The sequence below is a fragment of the Seonamhaeicola sp. ABD4_175 genome (assembly GCF_056160885.1).
In genome coordinates, this window is sequence record NZ_JBSWYC010000001.1 from 371427 (window position 1) to 396892 (window position 25466).

Consider the following 25466-nt stretch of genomic DNA (forward strand, 5'->3'; position numbering starts at 1 on the left):
TTTTAAGCTGTTTTTACTTTTAAACGTTTCATTCTTTTCTTAACGTTTCCTTGTACCACGTAATGATCTATTGTTGGTGCAAATACGTTCATTAATAGAATAGCTAAAAATACACCTTCAGGGTAGGCCGGGTTAAATACACGAATCATTATTGAAATGAAACCAATTAAAAACCCGTAAATCCATTTTCCTTTATTGGTTTGTGCAGCAGTAACAGGATCTGTAGCCATATAAACCGCACCAAATAAAATACTACCTATAATTAAATGTTGCCAGAAAGGTACACTCATTAAGCCATAAAACTTACTAGATTCACCAATCCAACCTGCATCTACAACGCCATTAAAAATTAAGCCCATTACTAAAGCCCCAACCACGGTGCTTAACATAATTCTCCAACTACCTATTTTTGTGAAAATTAAAAACAAAGCGCCTATGATAATTAGAAATTTTGAAGTCTCACCTACCGAGCCGGGTATTAGGCCCCAAAACATATCCCAATAATCAATACCAGCTAAAGAACTGTTTTGTGCATATGCGCCTAATAAAGTCTCACCAGAAATGGCATCTAAATTAGCTCCGCCAGCAATTTCTTCAGCACGCTCTACCGCACCGTGAACCCATACTTTATCTCCAGACATCCATGTTGGGTATGCAAAGAATAAAAATGCACGTATTGTTAGTGCTGGGTTAAGTATGTTCATACCTGTACCACCAAACACTTCTTTACCAATTACTACACCAAAAATTACTGCTACAGCTAACATCCAAAGTGGAATATCAACAGGAACAATTAATGGCACTAACATACCTGTTACTAGGTAACCTTCTTCAACCTCATGCCCTTTAATAATTGCAAAAATAAATTCTACAGCAAGACCAACTCCATAAGACACTACAACAAGTGGTAACACTTGCCACAGACCAATAACTAGGTTATCCCAAGTCCAGAAAGAGGCTCCTAAAAATCCGTTTGCAGATTCTATTAAACCTTGCGCTAAGTAATGTTGGTAACCTGCATTAAACATACCAAATATTAAACACGGTATTAATGCAATAATTACAGTGTTCATGGTACGTTTTAAATCATCTGCCGCTTTTATATGTGTACCATTGTGCGTGGTTTCATTTGGCATGTATAAGAAGGTAAAAAGGGCATTAAATCCTGGAAGCCACTTTTTGTCTTTATTCTTCTCTTTAAAATTATGTAAATTTTGTTTTAAACCCATTATCCTATCTCTTTAAGCATTAAGTCTAATCCTTCTCTAATTATTTTTTGATGTGGTTGTTTAGAAACACAAACAAATTCTGTTAGCGCAAAATCTTCAGGAGCTACTTCGTACATGCCTAAAGCTTCCATTTCATCTAAATCTTTATACATACAAGCTTTTAAGGTTTGTAGCGGATAAATATCTAAAGGAAATACTTCTTCATAACCACCAGTAACCACAAATGCTCTGTGCTCACCGTTAGTATTTGTATCTAAATCGTATTCTTTTTTAGGGTTTAACCAAGAAAATGTTAAAGCTCTTGAAGTTGACACTTTATTGAAAACTGGCTTATTCCAACCAAAAAATTCATAATCATCACCTTCTGGAATCACTGTAATTACATTATTGTAATAACCAAGTTCGCCGTCTGGTTTCACTTCTTTGCCAGAAAGTACATTTCCAGAAATAATACGCACATTAGCATTTTTAGCAATGCCTTTATCATAAACCATTGTAGATATTTCGCTTCCTATTTTAGTTTTGAAATATCTTGGTGATTCAACTGATGAACCTGCCATGGCTACAATGCGTTCTGCATTAAATTTACCCGTTAATAATAATTCACCAATAATAACAAGGTCTTGTGCACTTACCGTCCACACTACTTCGCCTTTGTTTATAGGATCTATTTTATTTATTTGTGTACCTACATTCCCTGATGGATGCGGCCCTGAAACCTTGTGAATTGTTGCTCCAGAAACAGAAGCTAGTGGAGAGTTAGAATTTTTACCTACGGAAATATGAACCTTTCCATCGGTAAGTTTTCCAAGTGCAATAATTGCAGCTTGTAACTCAGCTTCTTTTCCTTGCAATGTAAAATCTAAATCTGCAGCTAAAGGAGCACTTGCATAGGCAGAAATAAAAATAGCTTTTGGTGTTTTTTCTGGTTTTGCAATAACGTCATAAGGACGTTGCTTTACAAATGGCCAGCAACCTGCAGCTAATAAATGTGTTTTTACATCTTCTGCTTTTGCAGCATCAACATCAAACTTACCAAAATCTTGGTATTCTTGCGTTTTGTCTGCCTGAATTTTAATTGCTAAAATTTTTCTCTTTTCACCACGAACAATCTCAACTATTTCACCAGAAACAGGAGAAGCAAATTTTACATTTTCGTTAGATTTATCATAAAAAACAGCTTCACCTGCCTTTACTTTAGATCCAACTTTTAATATCAATTTTGGTATAACGCCGTGGAAGTCCTCAGGTCTAATAGTGCTAAAATTGCTTACAATTGCTGTATCTAGAGTTTTTACAGCAGCACCTTTTAGTTTTATGTCTAGACCTTTTTTAATACGAATGTCGTTTGACATATTTTTTTTATTGAAATTAGTTGTCTAAAAATCGAGGCAAAAGTACAAATTAATAACACATTTTTTAATTTAATTTAGTTAACGTTATATTATTTATACTTATTCTAAATAGCTAAAATCACTTAGGCATTAATTTTGTTTATATTTACCCAAAACAACGCTATATGTTAACAAAGTTTAGTTTCTTATTTATTTTTTTAACCTTTACATTATCGGTGTTTGGTCAAATTACTGAAGTAAACCCACCCGAATATATTAAAACCATAAATTTTAAAGGCAGCACTCCCGAAACACAGCTACCTATTATAAAATTAGGAACGCCGCTTATACTTGAGTTTGATGTTTTAAATGGCAATGAAGATGATTACTACTACAAAATACAACACTGTAATTTTGATTGGACACCTTCAATTTTAGCAAAATCTGAATACTTAAACGGTTTCGATAACCAACGCATACGTAATTACGAAAACTCATACAACACCCTGCAAATATTTTCTAACTACAAACTAACAATACCCAATCAATTTACAAGAGGCTTAAAAAAATCTGGTAATTACATAATGGGTATTTACAACAGTTATGATGAACTTGTGTTTTCAAGAAAATTTATGATTTATGAAAACAAAGCCAACGTTGGCCTTAGCATAAAACGCTCAAGAGATATTAATTTTATAAATCAAAAGCAACGTGTTGAAATTATAATTGACCCCAAAAGTTTACAACTAAACAACCCAACACAAACTGTAAAAACACTAATAGTACAAAACAATAACTTAAATACTGCCATTAACAACCTAAAACCACAGTACACAGTTGGCAACCAATTAATTTACAAATATGACACCGAAGCTAGTTTTTGGGGCGGTAATGAGTATTTTTATTTTGAAAACAAAGATGCTAGAGCCGCTAGCACAGGCGTACAAAGCATAGATTTACAAACATTATATCACAATTATTTATACACAAATATTCAACGTAGCAACACACCTTACACGTACAACCCAGATATTAACGGCACCTACCTTATAACCAATGTAAATAGTGGAGATGTTAGTATAGAATCAGATTACGTTTGGGTACATTTCTCATTAAAACCAAACCCATCATTCAATACCAATACAACCGTTTTTGTATACGGTAATTATAACAACTACGCATTAAACCAAACCAACAAAATGGTTTTTAATGAAAGCAAAGGCATTTACACCGCTAGCATACTTTTAAAACAAGGTTTTTACAACTATAAATTTGTAACATTACAAAATGATATGGTTAACGAAGGCGCCATAAGTGGCAACTTCTACCAAACAGAAAACAACTATAAAGTGTTAGTTTACTACAGAGATTTAGGTGCTCGTTACGATAAAATAATAGGTTTAGGCGAAACAAGCTCAATAAACATTAGTAACTAAAACACGCATTTTAACCACTTTTTTTAAACATCATTTAAAAAATCACTATTTTTGCAGCGTAAACACATTGTTTATAAGCACTTAATATGGTACAACAAGTAACAAAAGGCATAAAAATTTCGGTTGAAACTACTTTTGAAGGCTCTTATTACAGAAACTACAAAATACAGTATGCTTTTGGTTATACAATTACCATTGAAAACCAAAGCAAAGACTCAGTTCAACTACAATGGCGCCACTGGCAAATACTAGACGCCTTAAACAACACCGAAGTAGTTGATGGCGAAGGCGTTATAGGCCAAAAACCCGTTTTAAAACCAGGCGAATCTCACACCTACACATCAGGATGCCTGTTAACATCACCATTGGGTGCCATGTATGGCTATTACACCATGGTAAACTTCACAACTACACAAAAATTTACAGTAGAAATCCCCACATTTAAATTAAGCGCACCGTTTGCCATAAATTAATTTTTTTTTGGGCGTTTCCCTATGGGGTCGGGCTTTCAGCTATATCTTTTCTCGTGCCTCAAAAAGGATGCCGCCTCAATCCCTAACGCAAACACAGCAAACATTTAAACTCTATCAAACCTGTAAACAACATCACGTTGTTCAACATGAAAAAATTTACAATTAGAGTAATGCACAAACTTATAACCTTCACTAAAATTAAAAGCACTATTTTCAACCTTAAAAACAGCATCACAATCAATATTTCCGTAAGGAGAAATTCGTCTGAATCTAAATTCTGAAATATTTTCAGTTTCATGCAATTCAAACCATGCCCCAGCAGCAATACCAGATAACCATTGTGCATTTTCATAGGTAACATCAACTAGTCTGGGCTGTAAAGTTCCTACTAAATTCACTTCATGATTTTTAAGCTTATCTAAAAAACAACGTAAATTTTCACTTTTTTGCGAACCTGTAAACTTTGAAATTACACCATTTTCAGACACTTCATAAGGGTAATTCTCTGTATCTGCCAATAACACATTTCCAACAGTGCTTGGTGTAAACCATTTAGATTTTTGTAGCGTTTTTTTAATTCGCAAATCGGTAACACCAGCAATTAAACTATCTGTAACAAAACGTGCGCAATTACAAGCATTTTTAATAAATGCGGCATACCTTATAAAATGTTTGTTTTGCATTTGGCTAATATGTGCCCTAGCCTTTTCATAATTAACAGCATTACAAACAGAGGCTACTAATTTGCCATCGCCATGCGTTAACTTTGGGTGGGTTGCTAAAAACTTTAAAATTTCGTTAAGATTTTTTATTTCGTCATTTTTAATAATGACATTTACAGGAAAGTAAAGTTCATTATCGGTATCTGCACCTCTAACTCTTCCGTTAGGTTCAGAAGTAATATATCGTCCAAAATCATGGTATTCTAAAACACCTGTTTCTTTATTAATTAAAACCAACGCAGCGTGTCCTGCTCGTAAATAATTCTTTTTACCAATACCCAAATATTTTAAAAATGGCGAATACCATTCATCTGCCACCATTACAATAGTTTCCGGGTAAGCCAATGTTAAAATTATACCTGTGTTACTCATTTAAGGTAAATTAAATATTTGGTTTGCTACTGTTTTATCTTGAAGGTTATCATAAGCCATATGCAACATTGTATCCTGTTTTTCTATTTGAGTAATACTGGTGGTTTTAACAAAACCTCTATCCATTACAACACCATAATTTGGCTTGTTTTTACCTGCTTCATTATGAAACTCCAACAAATTATCGGCAGTTAAAGCATGTGTTTTTGTAAAATTATCAAACCACGTATGGCGTTCTTGTTTCATAACATCATTATATAATGTAGATGAAGACCATATTTTAGGCAATAATGGTAATTTATTAAAATGCTTATGGTTACCATCCCAAATTAATTCAAAAAATGTCAAACCTGTATTCCAATCGGCTATAACAATTGTAAACGGTTCAATGTCTATTAAATTATAATTTTCAATGGTGTTTACTATATCATCAGCAATCATAAAATCTTTAGCCACTAAACCTCTACTCTTTCGGTATTGCGGTTTTCTTTGGTGGGGTTTCAATGCCCCATTCAAAACACAAACCACTCTGTTCTTTTGGCTTGCACCAACCCATGTTCCGCCAGATTGCTCATCTTTTGGAAATAAAGTTTTTACACCATCAAAACTGTAAAATTCTGGAGCTAAAGATGTTCTGTTAGGAGCTTCGTCTCTATTAGAGGTTAAAATAAAATTAGTATTACTAGTAGGAATAAGGGTAACTGTACACATGCAAATTGTAGTCTAAATACAAAGGAGCAACTTACAAAAAATAAATAAAAATTAACGTTATTTTATAAAGCTATATTCAACTAAATCATTTAATAATTCTTAAATTTGCGACCAATTCAATGAAATATTTTTAATAAAAACTAAAAAATCATGGGAAAAGGCTTTTTTAATGTGCCAATTGCGGTAAACGAGCCCGTAAAAAGTTACGCTCCAGGATCACCGGAGCGCGAAGCAGTTTTAAAAACTTATAAAGATATGTTTAACAGTAAAGTTGATGTACCTTTATATATTAACGGTGAAGATGTTACAACAGGAAATACTAGACAAATATCGCCTCCTCATGATCATAAACATATTGTTGGAACATATCATTTAGCTGAACAAAATAATGTTGAAGACGCTATAGAAACAGCTTTACAAGCAAGAAATAATTGGGCAAATACACCTTGGGAGCAACGTGCTGCTATATTTTTAAAAGCTGCCGAACTTATTGCTGGCCCATACAGAGCTAAAATTAACGCTGCTACAATGATTGCGCAGTCTAAAAATATTCATCAAGCAGAAATTGATTCGGCTTGTGAATTAATAGACTTTTTACGTTTTAACGTTCAATTTATGAGCGATATTTACATGGAGCAGCCCGAAAGCACAAGTGATGCCTGGAACCGTGTTGAATACCGCCCATTAGAAGGTTTCACCTATGCCGTAACACCTTTTAACTTTACCGCTATTGCTGGTAACTTACCTGCTTGTATGGCTTTAATGGGTAACGTTGTTGTTTGGAAACCAAGCGATAGCCAAATTTACTCTGCCAAAGTAATTATGGATGTGTTTAAAGAAGCTGGCGTACCTGCCGGTGTTATTAATGTTGTATTTGGAGACCCGGTAATGATTACAAATACTGTTTTAGCAAGTCCAGATTTTTCAGGGTTACACTTTACAGGTTCAACATTTGTATTTAAAGAACTTTGGAAACAAATTGGAGAAAATATTCACAATTACAAAACATACCCACGAATTGTTGGCGAAACTGGTGGAAAAGATTTTATTGTTGCCCACAAAACAGCTAATGCTAAACAAGTTGCTACCGCTATTGCTCGTGGTGCCTTTGAATTCCAAGGTCAAAAATGTAGCGCCGCTTCTAGAGTTTACGTAGCAAAAGGTATTTGGGAAGACGTGAAAAACCATTTATTAGCAGATTTAAAATCGTTTAAAATGGGATCACCTGAAGACATGAGCAACTTTATTACTGCTGTTATTCACGAAGGTTCTTTTGATAAATTAGCAAAATACATAGACCAAGCTAAGGCCGATGATGATGCCGAAATTATTGCTGGTGGAAATTACGATAAAAGTAAAGGCTATTTTATTGAACCAACGGTTATTGTAACCAAAAACCCTAAATATACAACCATGTGTACAGAGCTTTTTGGCCCGGTAGTAACTATTTATGTATATGAAGATGATGATTACACCGAAACCTTAAAACTTGTTGATAATACAAGTGAATACGCCTTAACTGGTGCTATTCTTGCTGCCGACAGATACGCAATTGTTGAAGCCACAAAACTATTACAAAACAGTGCTGGTAACTTTTATATTAATGATAAACCAACAGGTGCCGTAGTTGGCCAACAACCATTTGGTGGAGCAAGAGCCTCTGGAACAAATGACAAAGCAGGAAGCGCACAAAACTTATTGCGTTGGGTATCTCCAATGCTAATAAAAGAAACGTTTGTTACACCTACAGATTACAGATATCCGTTTTTAGGCTAACAACTCTTTCTTATAAAACTGAAAAGCGAGCTTTTAACAAGCTCGCTTTTTTTGTTTCAATATTTTTTTTGAAAAACGACATCATTTATGTTTTCAAAATTAATTATCTTTCGGTTAAAAATTACGGCATATTATTTGCTGTTTCAAGCATATGAAAAAATTTCTATTAATCTTTTGCGCCATAGTTCCATTGCTTTCTTTTAGTCAAGCAAACAAGTTATACAGGCAAGCGGTAAGAGCCACAGACTTAAATGAAAAGCTAAATTTATTAGACCAAGTTATTAAACTAGATCCCAATCATTTAGACGCTTATTTTTTAAGAGCCATTACTAAAAATGATATTGGTGATTATAGCGGTGCTATTGTAGATTATTCAAAAATAATTTTAAACAAACCAGATGCCGATAGCTATTTTAATCGTGGTAACTCAAGGTTTAGCCTAAAAGATCTTGTTGGAGCCAAAAGTGACTATGAAAAAGCTTATGAACTAGACCCTAGTTTTATTGACGCCCTTTACAGTTTAGCTTGTGTAAAATATGATTTAGAAGATTACAAAAACGCCATAGCAGATTTTGATAAAATTTTAAAAACAGCCCCAAATTTTCCTAACGTATATATGCTTAGAGCTGCTTGCTACAAAGCGCTAGACAAACCTAAAAAAGCATTAGAAGATTACTCTTTAGCCATTTATATTTCACCAGATGCCAATACATTTTACAACCGTGGTGTATTTTACATGGATATAAACTATTACGCAAAAGCAAATAGAGATTTAACTAAATCTATAAGACTAAATAGTAATAATACCTTTGCTCATTTTTATAGAGGCGCTTCGTTTTTATTACTTGGTAAATACGAAAATGCCGTTGATGATTTTAATAATGCTCTAGCCTTAGATTCTTTAGATTTTGACGCACTTTTAGGTTTGGCTTTAACCTATTTTAAAATGAACAATTTTGAAAAAGCTACCGAAAGCCTTAACAAAGCTAAAGGCATACTAAACCCTAATAAAGATTTACTACCTTCGGAAGTTTTTGAAAACACGTACTGGCAGCAAAACCAATATTATTTTTTTATAAATAACATTACCGCTTTAGAAAAAGCAACAAAAAATTAACCCTTAAACTTTTGAGGTAAATGCACTAATTTCTTGGTTTCAAAAAAATCTTCAGTGTAATAATCTGTTAGGTTATAAATTTTAGCCGTTGTATATTCTTTTAGCTCATCGGTTAAATCGCCACCTTTCAAATAAATAATACCATTTTTTAAACGGTTATTTTGCTTTTTATCAATTTTACCTTTAGTCCAATGTACAAAAGTTGGCATTGCTGCTACGGCTCTACTCACAATAAAATCATAAGTATCATTAATTTCTTCAACACGTGTATGCGTAGTTTTCACATTTGTAATACCTAAACCATCAACAACCTCATTAACTACTTTTAATTTTTTAGCTATACTATCAACTAAATGAAACGAACAATTTGGGAACATAATTGCTAATGGCACACCAGGAAAACCGCCACCAGTACCAACATCCATAATTTTTGTACCATCTTTAAAATTTATAAGTTTTGCTATGGCTAATGAGTGCAAAACATGGCGCAAATACAATTCATCAATATCTTTTCTAGAAACCACGTTTATTTTCAAATTCCAATCTTGGTATAAAGCCTCTAATTTCTCAAATTTAGTTATTTGATCTTCAGTTAAATTTGGGAAATACTTTAAAATTAGTTCCATTAATTTTTACATTTTCAAAAAAATAAATACAATAAAAAGGTTAATGAATTCATTTAAAATTCAATTTTTTATCACACTTATTTAAATCTGTTAAATTTTCAACAAAAATATACTTTTTATGTACATATTTTTACATTAAATCGTTATTAGTTCATAAGGTTTATGCCTATCTTTGCCCGTTGAAAAGCAAAGACTAAACTAATTTTTAGTAAGAAAAATACAGTTATGACTAAACAAACGCTATCATTTTCACGTACAGACTCTGCAAAATTTTTCAGAACATTAAACAAACGTGTAAACAGCTATTTTAAAGACAATAACATAAAACGTACCGGTAATTGGAAACTTTGGGTAAAAACCATTGTAATGTTTTCAATATTTTTGGCGCCATACTTTTTAATTTTAACACTTAATTTCCCTAATTGGGTTAACTTTTTACTTACCATTGTTATGGGTGTTGGTATGGCTGGTGTTGGTATGAATGTTATGCATGATGGTAACCATGGTTCATTTTCTAATAAAGAATGGATAAACCGTTTAATGGGTAGCAGCATTTACATATTAGCCGGTAATGTTTATAACTGGCAAGTGCAACATAATGTTTTACACCACACGTATACAAATATTCATGGGCACGATGAAGATTTAGATGCTGGTAGAATTTTACGTTTTACTAAACACTCTAAATGGAAATGGTACCACAAATTTCAGCACTACTACTCTATTTTATTATACGGTTTACTAACTATAAATTGGGCCATTACTACAGATTGGCAACAAATGAGACGTTACATGAAGCGTAAATTATCTTACGGCAAATACCCAAATCCTGTTTGGAACTGGAGTAAACTTGTTATTTCAAAAATAATATACGTTTCTGTTTGGATAGTTTTACCAATGCTTATTTTAGATATTGCTTGGTGGAAAATTTTAATTGGTTTCTTTGTAATGCACTACACAGCTGGCCTAATTTTAAGTGTTGTTTTTCAATTAGCACATGTAATGGAAGATGCCGAAATGCCTTTACCCGAAAAAGATGGCACCATGAAAAACACTTGGGCAGTACATCAACTTAAAACCACAATTAATTTTAGTACAAAAAACAGTATTGTAAACTGGTTTACAGGTGGCTTAAACCATCAAGTTGAACACCATATTTTTCCGCATATTAGCCACATTCATTACACTAATATTTCAAAAATAGTTAAAGAAACTGCTAAAGAATTTAATTTACCATACAACGAATACAAAACTACACGTAAAGCCATAATAGCGCATTTTAAACATTTAAAAGAAATGGGCGTAAAACCAGCTTTACAAGTCTAACAACCACTATTAACTTAAAGAATGAACTTACTATCTGATAGAATTTTAAACATGGCTACTTCTGCAACTTTAGCCATGGCTGCAAAAGCAAGAGAATTAAGAGGCGAAGGCAAAGACATTATTGGCTTAAGCCTTGGAGAGCCTGATTTTAAAGTGCCAGATTTTGTTAAAGATGCAGCAATTGACGCCATTAACGAAGGCTACAACTCATACACACCTGTTGATGGTTATGCCGATTTAAAAGATGCCATCATAACAAAATTTAAACGCGATAACAATTTAACGTACACACCTTCTCAAGTTGTAGTTTCAACAGGTGCTAAACAAGCGTTATTTAATGTAGCTGGCGTTATGTTAAATGATGGCGATGAAGTTATTTTACCATGCCCATACTGGGTAAGTTATGCCGATATTGTAAAACTTTTTGGTGGCGTTCCTGTTGAAGTAAAAACTTCTATTGATACTGATTTTAAAATGACTGCTGAACAACTAGAGGCAGCCATTACACCTAATACCAAAATGATGTGGTTTAGCTCACCATGTAACCCAAGTGGCTCTGTTTACAGTAAAGAAGAGCTGCAAGCTTTGGTTGATGTTTTAGCTAAACACCCTAATATTTATGTGGTTTCAGATGAAATTTACGAACACATTAACTACGGAAAAGGCCACACAAGTATTGCGGAGTTTGATGAAATGTACGATAGAACAATTACCGTAAACGGCGTTTCTAAAGCCTATGCTATGACAGGATGGCGTATTGGGTTTATTGGTGCTCCAGAAAAAATTGCAAGAGCATGTAATAAATTACAAGGGCAAACAACTAGTGGCGCTAACTGTATTGCACAACGCGCAGTAATTACTGCTTTAAATGAATCGCCTTCTCGCATAAAATACATGATTGATGAATTTAATGTACGTAGAGATATGATTTTAAATTTATTAAATGATATTGAAGGCTTTAAAACCAATACTCCTGATGGTGCTTTTTATGTGTTCCCAGATGTTTCTTATTTCTTTGGAAAAACACTAAAAGGAAAAACTATTAATAATGCAACAGATTTTTCACTATACCTGTTAGAAGAAGCCTTAGTTGCAACTGTTACTGGTGATGCTTTTGGAAACCCTAATTGTATTAGAATTTCTTATGCTGCATCACAAGAACAAATAAAAGAAGCTATTAAAAGAATAAAAGAAGCTGTTAGCTAAAATTATACTAACATTAGCACAAACACATCAAAAAAGCCACTGTTTTTACAGTGGCTTTTTTTATATAAACATTTCCCTACACAACTATTAAAAAAAGCCTTTAAAACCACAAAACAGTAACCTATAGTTAATTCATTAGTAACATTTGAAAAAAAAATTACAGCTAATATTGCTAGTTATTTTTATTAAAATGTTACAAAAAGTATTCACGCTCTCATTACTTATTTTTAGTTTATCTCATTGGTCTCAAAATCTAAAATTTGAAACTTTTGAAACAAGCTCGGGTTTATCAAATAACTCCATAACCGATATTGAAAATGATGCCAACGGCGGGTTATGGATTTCTACATGGGACGGACTTAATTATTACAATGGTGTAAACTTTACTGTTTTTAAACATAAAAAAAATGATGCCAATTCACTACCAGGTAACGACATCATTAAACTAATTAAAGATAATAACAATAGTTTATGGCTGCTTACCAAAGACTATAAAATAGGTAGATATAAAGGTAATGGCATCTTTCAAAATTTCACCTTTACCAATCCTGTTCTTAACATATATACAGATGCTAAAAAAAATATAATTGTTAAAACAACCAATTCTAAATATATTTTTGAAAAGGATACATTTAAAACAACTCAGCAACAACCACACAATAACACTAATTTATCTTCTTTTAGAGAAATTCTATTAAAAAAACATCCTGATGTTATTATAAATGATATTCTAAAAGATAACAACGGTAATATTTGGTATGCCACAAGAAGAAACGGCTTATTTATAGTACCTAATACCCCAGAAAATATTAATAATACTAAAATTGACCATTACGTAAGTGATATTTATTCAACCTATAGTTTTAAAAGTAATGAAATAAATACTTTACATAAAGATGTTTTTGGAAATGTTTGGTTAGGGCATAAAGATGGTGGCTTAAGTATGGCTTTTTCAAATTCAGAAAACATTAAAACCGTAGCTTTTCATCCTAAAAAGTTCCCTCACTTACCCAATGAAACCATTAGAGCTGTTACCAAAGATGATAACGGTAATATTTGGTTAGGCTACTACACCAAAGGACTATATAAGTTTAGCAAAAAAACAAATTGTTACCTAGAATATGAAATAAAAGAAGCCACAAAAAACCCTAATTGGCACAGAATAAGAGCTTTATTTACAGCATCAGATGGTTCTGTTTGGGTTGGCACATATGCAGGTATTATAAAAATTACAAACAATAATTATACACTATATACAGCAGAAAACATTCCTGAAATTCCTAACAATAGACATTATAATTTTTGTGAAAACAATAACCATATTTGGATTGCTTGTTGGGGCGGTTTAGCAAATTTCAACCTTAAAACAAAACAATTTGAAACCTTTAAAAGCCAAAAATCACTATCTGGTTATAATATTAGAAACGTTGTAATAAGTAACAACAATTTAGTTATTGCAACAGAAAATAATGGCGTTATTATTTTTAATACTATAAGTGGCACTTACAAAACCATTACTACAAAAGATGGCATACTTGGCAATAGTATATTTTCAATTTACTTTGATGAAAAAACTAATAATTTCTGGTTTGCCTCTTTGGGTGGCGTAAGTGTTTACAACCAAAAAAAAGGAATAATTACCAACATTACAGAGTTAAATGGCCTACCAAGCCACATGGTTTACAGTTTGGTAAATAACCTTAATTACATATGGGTTAGTACCACCAAAGGTGTTGCTGCTATTAATAAAAACACGTTTAAAGTACATGCCACCAACCCTAAGGAAGGCTGGCAAGCTGCAGAGTTTTCTGAAGGTGCTTATTACCAAGATAACAAAGGCTTAATTTATTTTGGTGGCATTAGAGGTTTAAACTTTTTTCATCCAAATACCATTAAATTCAATAAAAATGAGCCAAATATTAATATACTAGTTGATAACTCACCCGTAAACAGTGACACCCTCGTAAAACCCTATTACAACAATAATTTAAATGTTTCTGTTAATTCCATAATATTTCCTAGTAATTCTAACTTTCCAATTTACTATAAATTAAACAACCTAGATAGTACATGGCATAAACTTAAAAACAGCACTATTAAATACCAAAACTTGCCGTTTGGCTACTATCAATTATTAATAAAAAAAGGCAATTTAAACGCTAAAGCAACTAAAGTTTTAACTTTAAAAATAAATAAACCGTTTTATAATACTTTTACTTTTTACATATTAATTGCTTTTTTATGCTTAGGTATTATAGGCTACACCTCATTTAATCGTCATAGAAATATTAAACGTCGTAACAAAAAACTAGAAAAACAAATAGCATTAAGAACACATGAAATTGAACAGCAAAAAAAGCATTTAGTTTTAGCAAATAATAAATTAGACGAAAAAAACAAAGAAATATTCTTACAAAAGGAAAAGCTTTTAAAACTTCACAATAACTTAAAAAGTGAAGCTTTTGAAATTGAAAAATTTAAAAGTTTTGCATTATCAGAGTTCAAAGAGCCGGTTTCTGAAATAATAAAAAACACACAAAACTTAACAGCCTTACCTCAAATAAAAGAAAACATTTTAAAACAAAGTAGTAAACTTATAAACTTGATTTCTGAGTGGCATTATCTAGACCACGTAAAAGATTTAGGGCCAACCAAAAGAACATCAATAAACATTCAGCCGTTAATTGAAAATTTTATAGAAAAGCAAAAGCTTCTACTTCAAAAAAACAACATTAATTTTAATTGTGAAATAAACTCAAAAATACCTTGGGTAGAATTAGATGTTTTACGTTTTAAACTACTATTAAAGTATATATTTCATGATATTATTAAATACTCTGATGCTGAAACGCAATTAAATACAGTTATTGGTTATAAAAATAATGCCATAACAATAATTACAGAATCTAACAGTGAAACGCTAAGAAATAACTGGTACAATATTGAGCATTACAGCCCATACTTTAAAGCTTCAAAAAACTTAATAAAAAATTTAAACGCCACCATAACACATAATACAGAGCATTTATTTAAAAACTATATTAACATACCTGTTACTGAGGTAGATACTAATGCCCAAGTAATACAAACAGTATCATGGAAACACTTAAATGCAGCCTCTAAAACTATTTTAGAAAAAGATAACAACATACTTATTTTTACCAATAAAAATAATTTTGATGTTGCAAACCAGTTACTTTCAAACAATTCTTATAATTTAATTTTTGAAAACGAAGTAACTAACGCATTAGCTGTTACAAAAAATATTATTGTTAGCACCATAATACTTTACCAAACCCCAATTAACAGCAAATTAGTTTCTTTTTTAAATACCTTGAAACAAGATTTAGCTTCGCAAAACATTCCTAAATTATATATTTCTGAAACTATAGATTATAATTTACAAGAACAATCTATTGAATTAGGTATAGATACTGTTATTCAATTACCTGCTACAAAAACCTACATTAACAAAAAAATATCTGCTTTTATAAATCAAAAAAGCAATAAAAATAACAATAAGCTACAACAACAAATTTTTAGAATTTTAACCGATAAAAATGATCTGGATACACCTAATGAGAAATTAATTAAAAAAAGTTTACAGATTATAAAAAACAATCTTCACGACACCAGTTTTAACGTTGAAAAACTAATAAACATTTTAGAAATTTCTAGAATAAAATGTTACCGAGTGTTTAAAGAAAATTTAAATCAGTCTCCATCAGATATCATAATTAAACTTCGCTTAGAAAAAGCCTGTTATTTATTAAAAAATAAAAACCTCAACATATCTGAAGTTAGTTTTGAGTGTGGTTATAATGACCCAAAATATTTTAGTCGTTTATTTAAAAAAACATACAACGTTAGCCCTAAAGCATTCAAAAAACAAAATAACTAAACAAGCTGTTAATGCCAGATTACTCTAGTGTTACCCTATTGTTACTGTAACAAAAGTGGTGTTTTTTTCAAAATTAAAACACAAAATTTGAAACATTTTCACACCCTACCGAAACATTTTTACACCCTAAAATAACACCTTTAAAATAGTTTTGAAACACAAACAAAAAATTAAAAACATGATTAATAAAATTTACTTTTTGTTGTTGTTTAGTATAGGTTTTGTAACCTTTACTAACGCTCAAACAACTATTAAAGGAACTGTAAAATCTGCTTCAGATGGCATACCAATTCCTGGTGTAACCATTGTTGCTAACAACCAATCAAACACTGGTACAAGTACAGATTTTGATGGCAACTTCACCTTATCTTTAAAACAAGAAAAAGGTATTTTAAAATTTTCTTATTTAGGCTACGCTACTAAAGAAATTAATTACAATGGTAGCCAAACAATTCAAATTACTTTAGAAGAAGAAGCTAGCGCTCTAGATGAAGTTGTTTTAATTGGTTATGGTTCTTCTAAAAAAGGCGATTTAACTTCGGCAATTTCTAAAGTTGAAAACATTAAAAGTATTGCTAGCCGCCCTGTAAACAATTTAACCGATTTTTTACAAGGTAATGTACCTGGTGTTACTGTTTTACAAAACGGCGGAGACCCAACAAGTGGCGGTAAAGTAGTTATTAGAGGTATTGGTTCTATTAATCCAAATTCTGAAAATGTATTAACTGTAGTTGATGGCGTACCATACTATGGGCCCGCTATAAACCCAAATGATATTGAATCTGTTTCTGTATTAAAAGATGGTGCTGCAGCCTCAATTTATGGTGCACTTGCTAGCTCTGGTGTTATTGTAATTCAAACTAAAAAAGGAAAAAAAGGAAAACCTAGAATTAACATAGACACATACACCGGATTTAAAAAAGCTACCAATTTACCAACAGCTTTAAACGCACAGCAACAAGCGTTTGTTTATAACCAAGCCACAGATAACGCTGGTGACCCAAGACAATCTGCCCATGATGCAGACCAAAACCCTTGGGGCCAAACAACAAGAACCAATTGGGTAGATGCTATTTTTAGGTCTGCAGCTACAACAAATGTTAACGCAAACATTAGTGGTGCAGGTAATAATTATAACTATTTAACATCGTTTAGCTATAATACTACCGAAGGTGTTTTACAAGGAACAAGTTCTGAACGTTATTCATTTAGAGTGAAATCTGATTTTGATTTGTCTGATAAAATAACCATTGGCGAAAATGTGTATTTCTCTCAAACCGAAGCATTAGGAACTAACACTTCTAGCGGTTACTCTGGAGCCATAATAAACGCCATTTACATGCCTTCTGCAGCCCCTGTAAAAGATGAAAACGGTCTTTTTCATGGAGTTGTACCTTTTAACTTAGCTCAATTTGCTGGAGCTTATGGTGATGTTTATAACCCAATGGCTTTATTATTAGCCCCAACAAGAACTAGACCTTCAACTTACATTAATGCAAATGCTTATTTAAATTATGAAATTATTGAAGGTTTAAACTTTAAAACTAATTTTTCTTATGCAACTACGCATAATAAATCTAAAAAATTTACACCCACAAGACCAGAATTAGGAAGAACAAACCTAACAAACGCATTAGACCAAAGTAACTCTAATAATAGAACTTGGATTTGGGATAATCAATTAACCTACGTTAAGTCTTTTGGCAACCATAATGTAAACTTAACGGCCATACACTCTGCACAAAATCAAAAGTATGAATCTCTATCTCAAAGAGGTGAAATATTTAGTAGTGAAGCTCCATTCAATCAGTTTTTAGAAAATGCATCTGTTATTAGAAATCCATTTTCTAACGCCTTTGAGCGTGCTTTAAAATCTGTTATTGGTAGAGCTATGTATAATTTCAATAGTAAATACTATGCAAGCTTTAGTTATAGGCAAGATGAATCTTCAAGACTCTTTAAAACAAACCAAAAAGACGAGTTTTTCTCTGGTTCTTTAGCTTGGAGAATTTCAAATGAAAACTTTTTTAATAGCAAAGTAATAAACGACTTAAAATTAAGGGCTTCCTTTGGGCAATTAGGAAACATTAATTCTGTAGAGTCTTACTCTTTTGATATTCCTTTAAGTAGCGGTTTAGAAATTATTGGAAGTAATGGAGACCGAACAAACAGATCTGTTTTTGAGAGAATTAAATCTAACCCAAACTTAACATGGGAAACATCAGAATCTACAAACATTGGTATTGATATTGCTTTATTTAATAGCTCTTTAACTGTTATTGCAGACTATTTTGAAAAACGCACAAAAGACATGCTTTTACCTGATGATGGTGACACACACATTGGCTTAAGCTCTGGTGTAATTAATGGTGGCGAAGTTTTAAATACAGGTTTTGAAATTGCCCTAAACTACAAAAACAACATAGGAGATCTTAACTTTAATATAAATGCTAACGTTTTCTCTTTATTTAAAAATGAATTAGTAAGCTTAAATGGCAACACACAAGTTTATAATATTCCTCAAACCGATGAAACCACAGCAAGACAAGTAATTAGGCCTTTTAGAACCCAGGTTGGCCAAGAACCATTTTCATATTACTTGGTACCTTATGAAGGTATTTTCCAAAATCAAGACGAAATTAATGCTCATAACTTAAATGGTAATTTAATTCAACCTAATGCAGTACCTGGTGATTTAAAATTTACAGATACCAATAATGATGGTAAAATAACACCAGATGATAGAGTTTTAATGGGTAGCTATCAACCAGATTTTACTTATAACATTGGTTTAAATCTAGATTATAAAGGGTTTGATTTAAACATGATTTTTCAAGGCGTAAGTGGCTCTGAAGTGTTTAACGCATATAAATACTCTACTTACAATGCTTCACTTCAAGGTTACAACCTAGACAATAGAGTGTTAAACGCATGGACAAGTACTAACACAAACACCAACATTCCTAGAGTATCTACCAAAGACAACAATAGCAATTTTGGCACAAACTCTAGTTGGTATTTAGAAGATGCGTCATACCTAAGACTTAAAAACATAACATTAGGCTATAATGTACCTGCAAACGCTATGAACAAGCTTATTAAAAATTCACAATTAAGAATTTATGTTTCTGCTGAAAACGTATTTACAATTACAGACTATAGCGGTATAGACCCAGAAGTAGGTGGCTATGGTTTAGACGTTGCCAGATACCCATTATCTAGAACCTTTACAACAGGTTTATCTTTAAAATTATAGTATAAACTATAAAACAAAAATTAAAAAAATGATAAAATCAATTATAAAATTAACCAAAAGCACTTTGCTAGCAACTAGTATAATGCTAACCGTAAACTCATGTTCAGATGAATTTACTAATTTAGAACCAATTGGAGGTGTATCTACAGGTAACTTCTGGAAATCTGAAGCAGACGCTGTACAAGCCTCAAATAGTTTATACCATGAAATGCAAGCTCAAAACCTATTTGGCCGTGGCTTCTTTTGGTACTTAAACGTATCTGATGACATGGTTACTGGTAGAATTAGAGCCGATGTTGATAATGCTAAAAACTTTATAATGAACGGTGATGAAGGTTCTTACAAAAACATGTATGGAGATTGCTATAAAGTTATTAGAAGAGCCAACTTTATTTTAGCCAATGTACCTAGCATGAATATAAACGAAGACTTAAAAAATAGAATTCTAGGTGAAGCCTACTTTATGCGTGGTTTTAGTGCTTTTTGGGTAGCTCATATGTATGGAGATAACGGTACTAACGGAGGCGTACCAATTGTTACTGTTGAAAACATGAATGCTCCAGCTGGTAGCTTTGAAAGGCCTGCAAGTGTTACAGAAAACTATGCTCAAATAGTTGAAGATTTAAAAGCTGCTGCCGATTTATTACCTCTATTCTCAACCTATGGTGATGCAGATAAAGGTAGAGCACATAAAGATGCCGCTTTAGCATATATTGCTAAAACTTACCTATACTGGGCACAATATGACAACACTAAATACGCTGATGCCGTAACGTACTGTGATGCTGTAACAAACTCTGGCTCTGGTAGAGCATTAATTGATACAGATAATCCGGCAGAAGACTACAGACTATTACACAGTGCAGTAAAAGAATGGGACAGTGAATATATATGGTCTGTTAACTCTAGTGCAGATGGCGGTAGTATTTTAACTGGTGTTATGTTAGAAAACAAAGGTTGGGGTTCTTACAACGGTTGGGGCTATTTTCAACCAACTGAAGAATTATATAACGAATTTGAAGATGGCGATGCCAGAAGAGCTGTAACTATTTTAAAATTTGGTGATGAGTTTCAATATTTTGGTGAAACAAGAAGGTACCAATCTGAAAACTCATTATCTGGTTTTCAATTTAATAAATACATGTATGAATTTAGAGAAGCTGGCGCCATTGGTACAACGGTAAACACAAACGGAGATAACCCAACAACAGCATACAATGTTCCGTTACTAAGATACGCCGAAATATTATTAATAAAAGCCGAAGCCTTAATTATGCAAGGACAAAACGGTGATGCTCCGCTAAACTTAGTAAGAAACAGAGCTGGTTTAGCGCCAATATCTAATGCTACTATTGATGATTTAAAACACGAAAGGCGCGTAGAATTAGCAGGCGAATTTGCTAACAGACATTTTGATTTAGTGCGTTGGGGTGATGCTCAAACCGTTTATGCCCAACCGTTACATGGTAGAATTCATACTGATAGAGCCAACCCAGACTCTCCGTATAATTCTGAAGTTATTTGGCCCGCTAGAAATTTTGATCCAAACGTAAATCACGTATGGCCAATACCTAATACAGCCTTAGAATCCTCAGGAATTTCACAAAACAAAGGCTGGTAAAACATCATTTTTGAGTTTGATTGATAGTTAGTTTTTTCAATTAGTTATAAGGGAGTTAAGTTTAACTCCCTTATTTATCTACTTACATTAACCATCAATTACATTAAAACATAATATTGTAAACATGTTTAATAATATAAAATCAATTATAACTATACTATTAATTGTATTAGCAATTAACAAAATAGCTTCACAAAACAATAACCAACAACTAATACATTCGCATAACGATTATTTACAAAATTTTCCTTTTTGGAATGCCTTTTCAAACGGTGCTAATTCAATTGAAGTAGATGTTTTTTTAAAAAACAAAAAACTTTTTGTAGCGCATACGGAAAAAGAAATAGAATTAAAAAACACAATAGATGTACTATATCTTAATCCATTACAAAATGCTATTAATTTAAAGAAAGCTAATTTTCAAGACATTATACTGCTAGTTGATATAAAAACAGAAGCTTACTCTACTTTAAAAAAACTTATAAAAGTTCTAAAAAAGTATCCAAAAGTTATTCAACATCCTAAAATAAAAATAGTAATATCGGGCAATAGACCTTTACCGGAAGACTACACTAAATATCCAAAATTCATCTACTTTGATCATCAAGAATTAGACATTTCATTATCTAAAGAAAGCCTAAACAAAGTGGCTATGATTAGCACTGGTTTTAAAAAATTATCTCAATGGAATGGCAAAGGCAGATTAACGCATGAGGACTTTAAACGCGTAAAATCTGTTATAAACAAAGCCAAAACCTTTAAAAAACCATTTCGTTTTTGGGCTACACCAGATTCTAAAACGGCTTGGAAAGCATTTATTGATATGGGTGTTAATATTATAAACACAGATGTTCCTTCAAAATGTGTTCAGTATACAAAATCATTAAAAAACAGAGTGTTTACTAACAAAATATTTTCTGAAGTTTATAAACCTACATTTGCTTCAGATCAAAAAAATACAAAGGTTAAAAACATTATTCTGCTAATTGGCGATGGTAATGGATTAACTCAAATTTCTTCGGCAGTTCTTGCAAATAATGGTGCTTTATCTTTAACGCAACTTAAAAGTATTGGTTTAATAAAAACACAATCAGCTGATGATTTCACAACAGACTCAGCTGCAGCTGCTACCGCTTTAGCAACAGGCGAAAAAACTAATAATAGAGCAATTGGCACTGATGTAAATGGACAACCTATTAAAAATATAACCGAAATTTTACACGATAAAGGATACCTTACAGGGTGCATTACAACCGATTTAATTACAGGTGCTACTCCTGCGTCTTTTTACGCTCACCAAGTAGATAGATCAAATATCAATGGTATTTCAACAAATTTACTTTCAAGTAAACTTAACCTATTTGCCGGCGGCGGCGGCGTGTTTTTTAAAAACTCTGGCTTAAAAAATAATTTTAAAATTCTAAAATCTACAAAAGCCATTAATTCAGCCAACAGTAATCACATAGGGTTGTTTTTTACAGGTGGTAGCGTTCCCTCTATTACTGATGGAAGAGGCACCTTACTATCTGAAACCACAAAAAATAGTTTGAACTTTTTTAATAAAAAACAACAACCATTTTTTTTAATGGTAGAAGCTGCTAAGATAGATTCATTTGGTCATGCCAACAACACTGCCGGCATTGTTACTGAAACTATAGATTTTGATAGAGCTATAACTGAAGCTTTAAAATATGCTGATAATCATCATAATACACTTGTAATAATAACGGCAGACCATGAAACATCAGGATTTAGTATTCCGCAAGGTAATTTAAAAAACCATTCCATTGAAGGCGATTTCACAACGCATGATCATACGGGTACCATGGTTCCTATTTTTGCTTACGGGCCAAAATCTCACCTATTTACTGGTGTGTATGAAAACAATGAAGTGTTTCATAAAATTTTAAAATGTATTCATGATAATTAACTGTAAACTTTAATAGTATACCTTTCTTAAAAAGTTTTATAAAAAAAAGCCGCTAAAAGCGGCTTTCTCTCTCTCTTATTTGCTGTTAAAACAGCAGTTTAATGTAATTATTGATAAATAAAAACAACCATTTGCAAAGAAATAATTAAAAAGCGTACATACTATGTGGTTTTACCACATATTTTTCTTACGATAATGCAAAACCGTAAAACAATCTATATTTTTGCTTATCTTTTATTCAAATAGAGCTGAGAAAATTAATAGTTAATGAGGGAACAAAGTATTAAGCTTTTAATTATTGAAGACCATCAAATTATAGCCCAAGCATACAAAAATATTTTAACTGAAATACCCAAAATTAATTTCAGTTTTACTTTTGCTGCAAATTGTGATGATGCCGTTTCAAAAATTTCAAAAGAGCAAAATGATCTTTTTATTTTAGACTTACAATTACCAATATCAACAAACGAACGTTTTTTATCTGGTGAAGATTTAAGTTTGTTAATAAGAGAAAAACTACCAAATGCTAAAATAATTATACTCACATCTCTAACAGATCAAAACAGGATATCTAGCATTATAAAAGAAATACATCCTGAAGGCTTTATGATAAAATCTGATATTGAATCTAAAGAATTAAAAGAAGCTGTTATTAATGTTATAAACAATAAAACATATTACAGTAAAACCATTGAAAACTATGTGAGTAAAGCTGTATTTAATGATTCAATTATTGATGATTTTGATAGGCAAATACTCTACCATTTATCAATGGGAGAAAAAACGAAAGACTTAACTAAATTTATCCCACTTTCAACGCGCGCTATTGAGGTTAGAAAAAATAAACTAAAAACATTGTTAGATACTAAAGACTCTAACAATGGCTTCAACCTTGTAAAAAGTGCTAAAAAATTAGGTTTAATTTAATATTAATTATCTATTTCTCCAGAAAAACGGTGTGAATAAAATAAGCACTGTAAATAATTCTAAACGGCCTATAAGCATTAAAAAAGAAGCCCACCATTTAGCCAAAGGTGGTAATGCTGCGTAGTTATTAACTGGTCCAAATTCACCTAAAGCAGGACCAACGTTTCCTAAAGTGGATGCTGCTAAACCTATAGCCGATTTAAAATCTATATCAAACATTGAAAACACTAAGCCTCCAATTATAAATGATAGCATATAAAGAATAAAAAATGCTAATACATTAAATACAATAAACCTGTTAATAGCTTTATTGTTATAACGCACAGGCACTATTGCATTAGGGTGCAATGTACGCTTAAACTCTAAAAAACCATTTCTAATTAAAATTAAATGACGCACTACTTTTACACCACCCGACGTACTACCTGCTGAACCACCTAAAAACATTAACCCGAAGAAAAACACCACCAAAAAGGGTGTCCATAGTGTATAGTCTGCGGTTACAAAACCTGTAGTTGTTACTATGGCTAATACCTGAAATAGAGAATGCCTAAAAGCACTTTCGGCTTTACCCCAAACCATTGGGTGTGCTATAGAAGATTTACTAACATCGGCTTTAAAATAAATTAAAAGTGCAGCAACTATTGTAAAAGCTGCTATAAATTTAAAATAAAGTTTAAATTCTTCGTCTTGAATTATTTTTTGAACCTTTCCTTTAAAAGCAAAGTAGCTTAAAACAAAATTGGTTCCTGCTAAAAACATAAAAACAATAATAATGTATTGAATTATTGGTTTATCGTTCCAATAGGCAACACTGGCATTTTTAGTTGAAAAACCTCCTGTAGATAGTGTACAAAGTGCGTGGTTTATAGCATCAAAAAAAGACATACCTGCTACTTGTAACAAAATAGTTTCGGCAGCAGTATAACCAAAATAAATAAGCCACAAACGTTTGGCTGTATCTGTAATTCTAGGGTGTAATTTATCTCCACTGGGCCCGGGTGCTTCGGCTGCAAAAAGCTGCATACCACCAATACCTAACAATGGTAAAATAGCTATTGCTAAAACAATTATGCCCATACCTCCAATCCAGTGTGTTAAACTTCGCCAAAATAACACACCTTTTGGCACTGCTTCAATATCATTTAAAATAGAAGCACCCGTGGTTGTATAACCACTCATGGTTTCAAAAAAAGCATTAGTAAAATCTGGAATACTTTGGGTAAAAACATAAGGCATTGCGCCTGTAAAAGACATCACTAACCAACCAAAAGTTACAACTACATAACCATCTCTTTTATTAATTTCTTTTTTGTGCTTTCTAGTAGCAAGCATTGCAATACCACCTAAAACAGAAGTTAATAAACCTGCTAAAAGTAATTGATTGGTTACACCATCATTATAAATAAAACTTACCAAGGCAGATAATAGCATAAAAGCACCATTAAACACCATTGATAAACCTAAAAATTGAAATATAATTTTGTAGTTGAGCTTCATGAA

The 25466-nt window shown here is 32.1% G+C and carries 17 protein-coding genes; 11 read left to right on the top strand and 6 right to left on the bottom strand.

Annotated elements, in window-relative coordinates; all coding sequences use genetic code 11:
• Positions 1–2: 2 nt before the first annotated feature.
• Together ACXAG4_RS01555 and ACXAG4_RS01560 are read right to left on the bottom strand one after the other, a co-directional pair.
• The gene (locus tag ACXAG4_RS01555) at positions 3–1229 is read right to left on the bottom strand and encodes an NADH:ubiquinone reductase (Na(+)-transporting) subunit B (protein WP_475294320.1); all 1227 of its coding nucleotides are present in this window, start codon (positions 1227–1229) and stop codon (positions 3–5) included.
• Entirely contained in the window at positions 1229–2584 is a 1356-nt protein-coding gene (locus ACXAG4_RS01560) for a Na(+)-translocating NADH-quinone reductase subunit A (protein WP_475294321.1), read from the bottom strand. The genes ACXAG4_RS01555 and ACXAG4_RS01560 overlap by 1 nt, the downstream gene beginning before the upstream one ends.
• A gap of 164 nt (positions 2585–2748) precedes the next feature.
• Here ACXAG4_RS01560 and ACXAG4_RS01565 point away from each other — a divergent pair, with 164 nt between their 5' ends.
• Positions 2749–3999: a type IX secretion system plug protein gene (locus ACXAG4_RS01565; RefSeq protein ID WP_475294322.1), complete on the top strand. Its 1251-nt coding sequence runs from the start codon at positions 2749–2751 to the stop codon at positions 3997–3999.
• 86 nt (positions 4000–4085) lie between these two features.
• On the top strand, positions 4086–4472 hold the full coding sequence (gene apaG, locus ACXAG4_RS01570) for a Co2+/Mg2+ efflux protein ApaG (RefSeq protein WP_475294323.1): 387 nt from the start codon (positions 4086–4088) through the stop codon (positions 4470–4472).
• Between the two features lie 104 nt (positions 4473–4576).
• Here apaG and ACXAG4_RS01575 read toward each other — a convergent pair whose 3' ends face one another.
• Positions 4577–5566 (bottom strand): DUF6695 family protein, encoded by a 990-nt coding sequence (locus ACXAG4_RS01575; protein WP_475294324.1) that lies wholly within the window; start codon positions 5564–5566, stop codon positions 4577–4579.
• Positions 5567–6277, bottom strand: a complete 711-nt coding sequence (locus ACXAG4_RS01580) for an NRDE family protein (RefSeq protein ID WP_475294325.1) — start codon at positions 6275–6277, stop codon at positions 5567–5569. It lies immediately after the preceding gene.
• A 150-nt stretch (positions 6278–6427) separates the two neighbouring features.
• Here ACXAG4_RS01580 and pruA point away from each other — a divergent pair, with 150 nt between their 5' ends.
• Positions 6428–8053 carry an L-glutamate gamma-semialdehyde dehydrogenase gene (pruA, locus tag ACXAG4_RS01585; RefSeq protein WP_475294326.1) on the top strand — a complete coding sequence of 542 codons (1626 nt, stop codon included), beginning with the start codon at positions 6428–6430 and terminating at the stop codon, positions 8051–8053.
• A gap of 151 nt (positions 8054–8204) precedes the next feature.
• Entirely contained in the window at positions 8205–9170 is a 966-nt protein-coding gene (locus tag ACXAG4_RS01590; protein ID WP_475294327.1) for a tetratricopeptide repeat protein, read from the top strand.
• Here ACXAG4_RS01590 and rsmG read toward each other — a convergent pair.
• Complete coding sequence (gene rsmG, locus ACXAG4_RS01595; protein WP_475294328.1) at positions 9167–9796, bottom strand: 16S rRNA (guanine(527)-N(7))-methyltransferase RsmG; 630 nt, start codon at positions 9794–9796, stop codon at positions 9167–9169. The genes ACXAG4_RS01590 and rsmG overlap by 4 nt on opposite strands.
• A gap of 225 nt (positions 9797–10021) precedes the next feature.
• Between rsmG and ACXAG4_RS01600 the strand changes: the two genes are divergently transcribed.
• The 7 genes from ACXAG4_RS01600 (at position 10022) to ACXAG4_RS01630 (ending at position 23963) form a co-directional block, all read left to right on the top strand.
• Positions 10022–11122 carry a fatty acid desaturase family protein gene (locus tag ACXAG4_RS01600; protein WP_475294329.1) on the top strand — a complete coding sequence of 367 codons (1101 nt, stop codon included), beginning with the start codon at positions 10022–10024 and terminating at the stop codon, positions 11120–11122.
• A 21-nt stretch (positions 11123–11143) separates the two neighbouring features.
• Complete coding sequence (locus ACXAG4_RS01605; RefSeq protein WP_475294330.1) at positions 11144–12328, top strand: pyridoxal phosphate-dependent aminotransferase; 1185 nt, start codon at positions 11144–11146, stop codon at positions 12326–12328.
• A 190-nt stretch (positions 12329–12518) separates the two neighbouring features.
• Complete coding sequence (locus ACXAG4_RS01610) at positions 12519–16229, top strand: two-component regulator propeller domain-containing protein (RefSeq protein ID WP_475294331.1); 3711 nt, start codon at positions 12519–12521, stop codon at positions 16227–16229.
• Between the two features lie 178 nt (positions 16230–16407).
• Positions 16408–19485, top strand: coding sequence for a SusC/RagA family TonB-linked outer membrane protein (locus ACXAG4_RS01615; protein WP_475294332.1), 3078 nt, complete (start codon positions 16408–16410; stop codon positions 19483–19485).
• A gap of 28 nt (positions 19486–19513) precedes the next feature.
• Positions 19514–21106, top strand: coding sequence for a RagB/SusD family nutrient uptake outer membrane protein (locus ACXAG4_RS01620; RefSeq protein WP_475294333.1), 1593 nt, complete (start codon positions 19514–19516; stop codon positions 21104–21106).
• 124 nt (positions 21107–21230) lie between these two features.
• Positions 21231–23036: an alkaline phosphatase gene (locus ACXAG4_RS01625; protein ID WP_475294334.1), complete on the top strand. Its 1806-nt coding sequence runs from the start codon at positions 21231–21233 to the stop codon at positions 23034–23036.
• Between the two features lie 267 nt (positions 23037–23303).
• The gene (locus tag ACXAG4_RS01630) at positions 23304–23963 is read left to right on the top strand and encodes a response regulator (RefSeq protein WP_475294335.1); all 660 of its coding nucleotides are present in this window, start codon (positions 23304–23306) and stop codon (positions 23961–23963) included.
• Between the two features lie 6 nt (positions 23964–23969).
• Here the strand turns inward: ACXAG4_RS01630 and ACXAG4_RS01635 are convergent, their stop codons facing one another.
• Positions 23970–25463: a TrkH family potassium uptake protein gene (locus ACXAG4_RS01635; RefSeq protein WP_475294336.1), complete on the bottom strand. Its 1494-nt coding sequence runs from the start codon at positions 25461–25463 to the stop codon at positions 23970–23972.
• Positions 25464–25466: the final 3 nt, after the last annotated feature.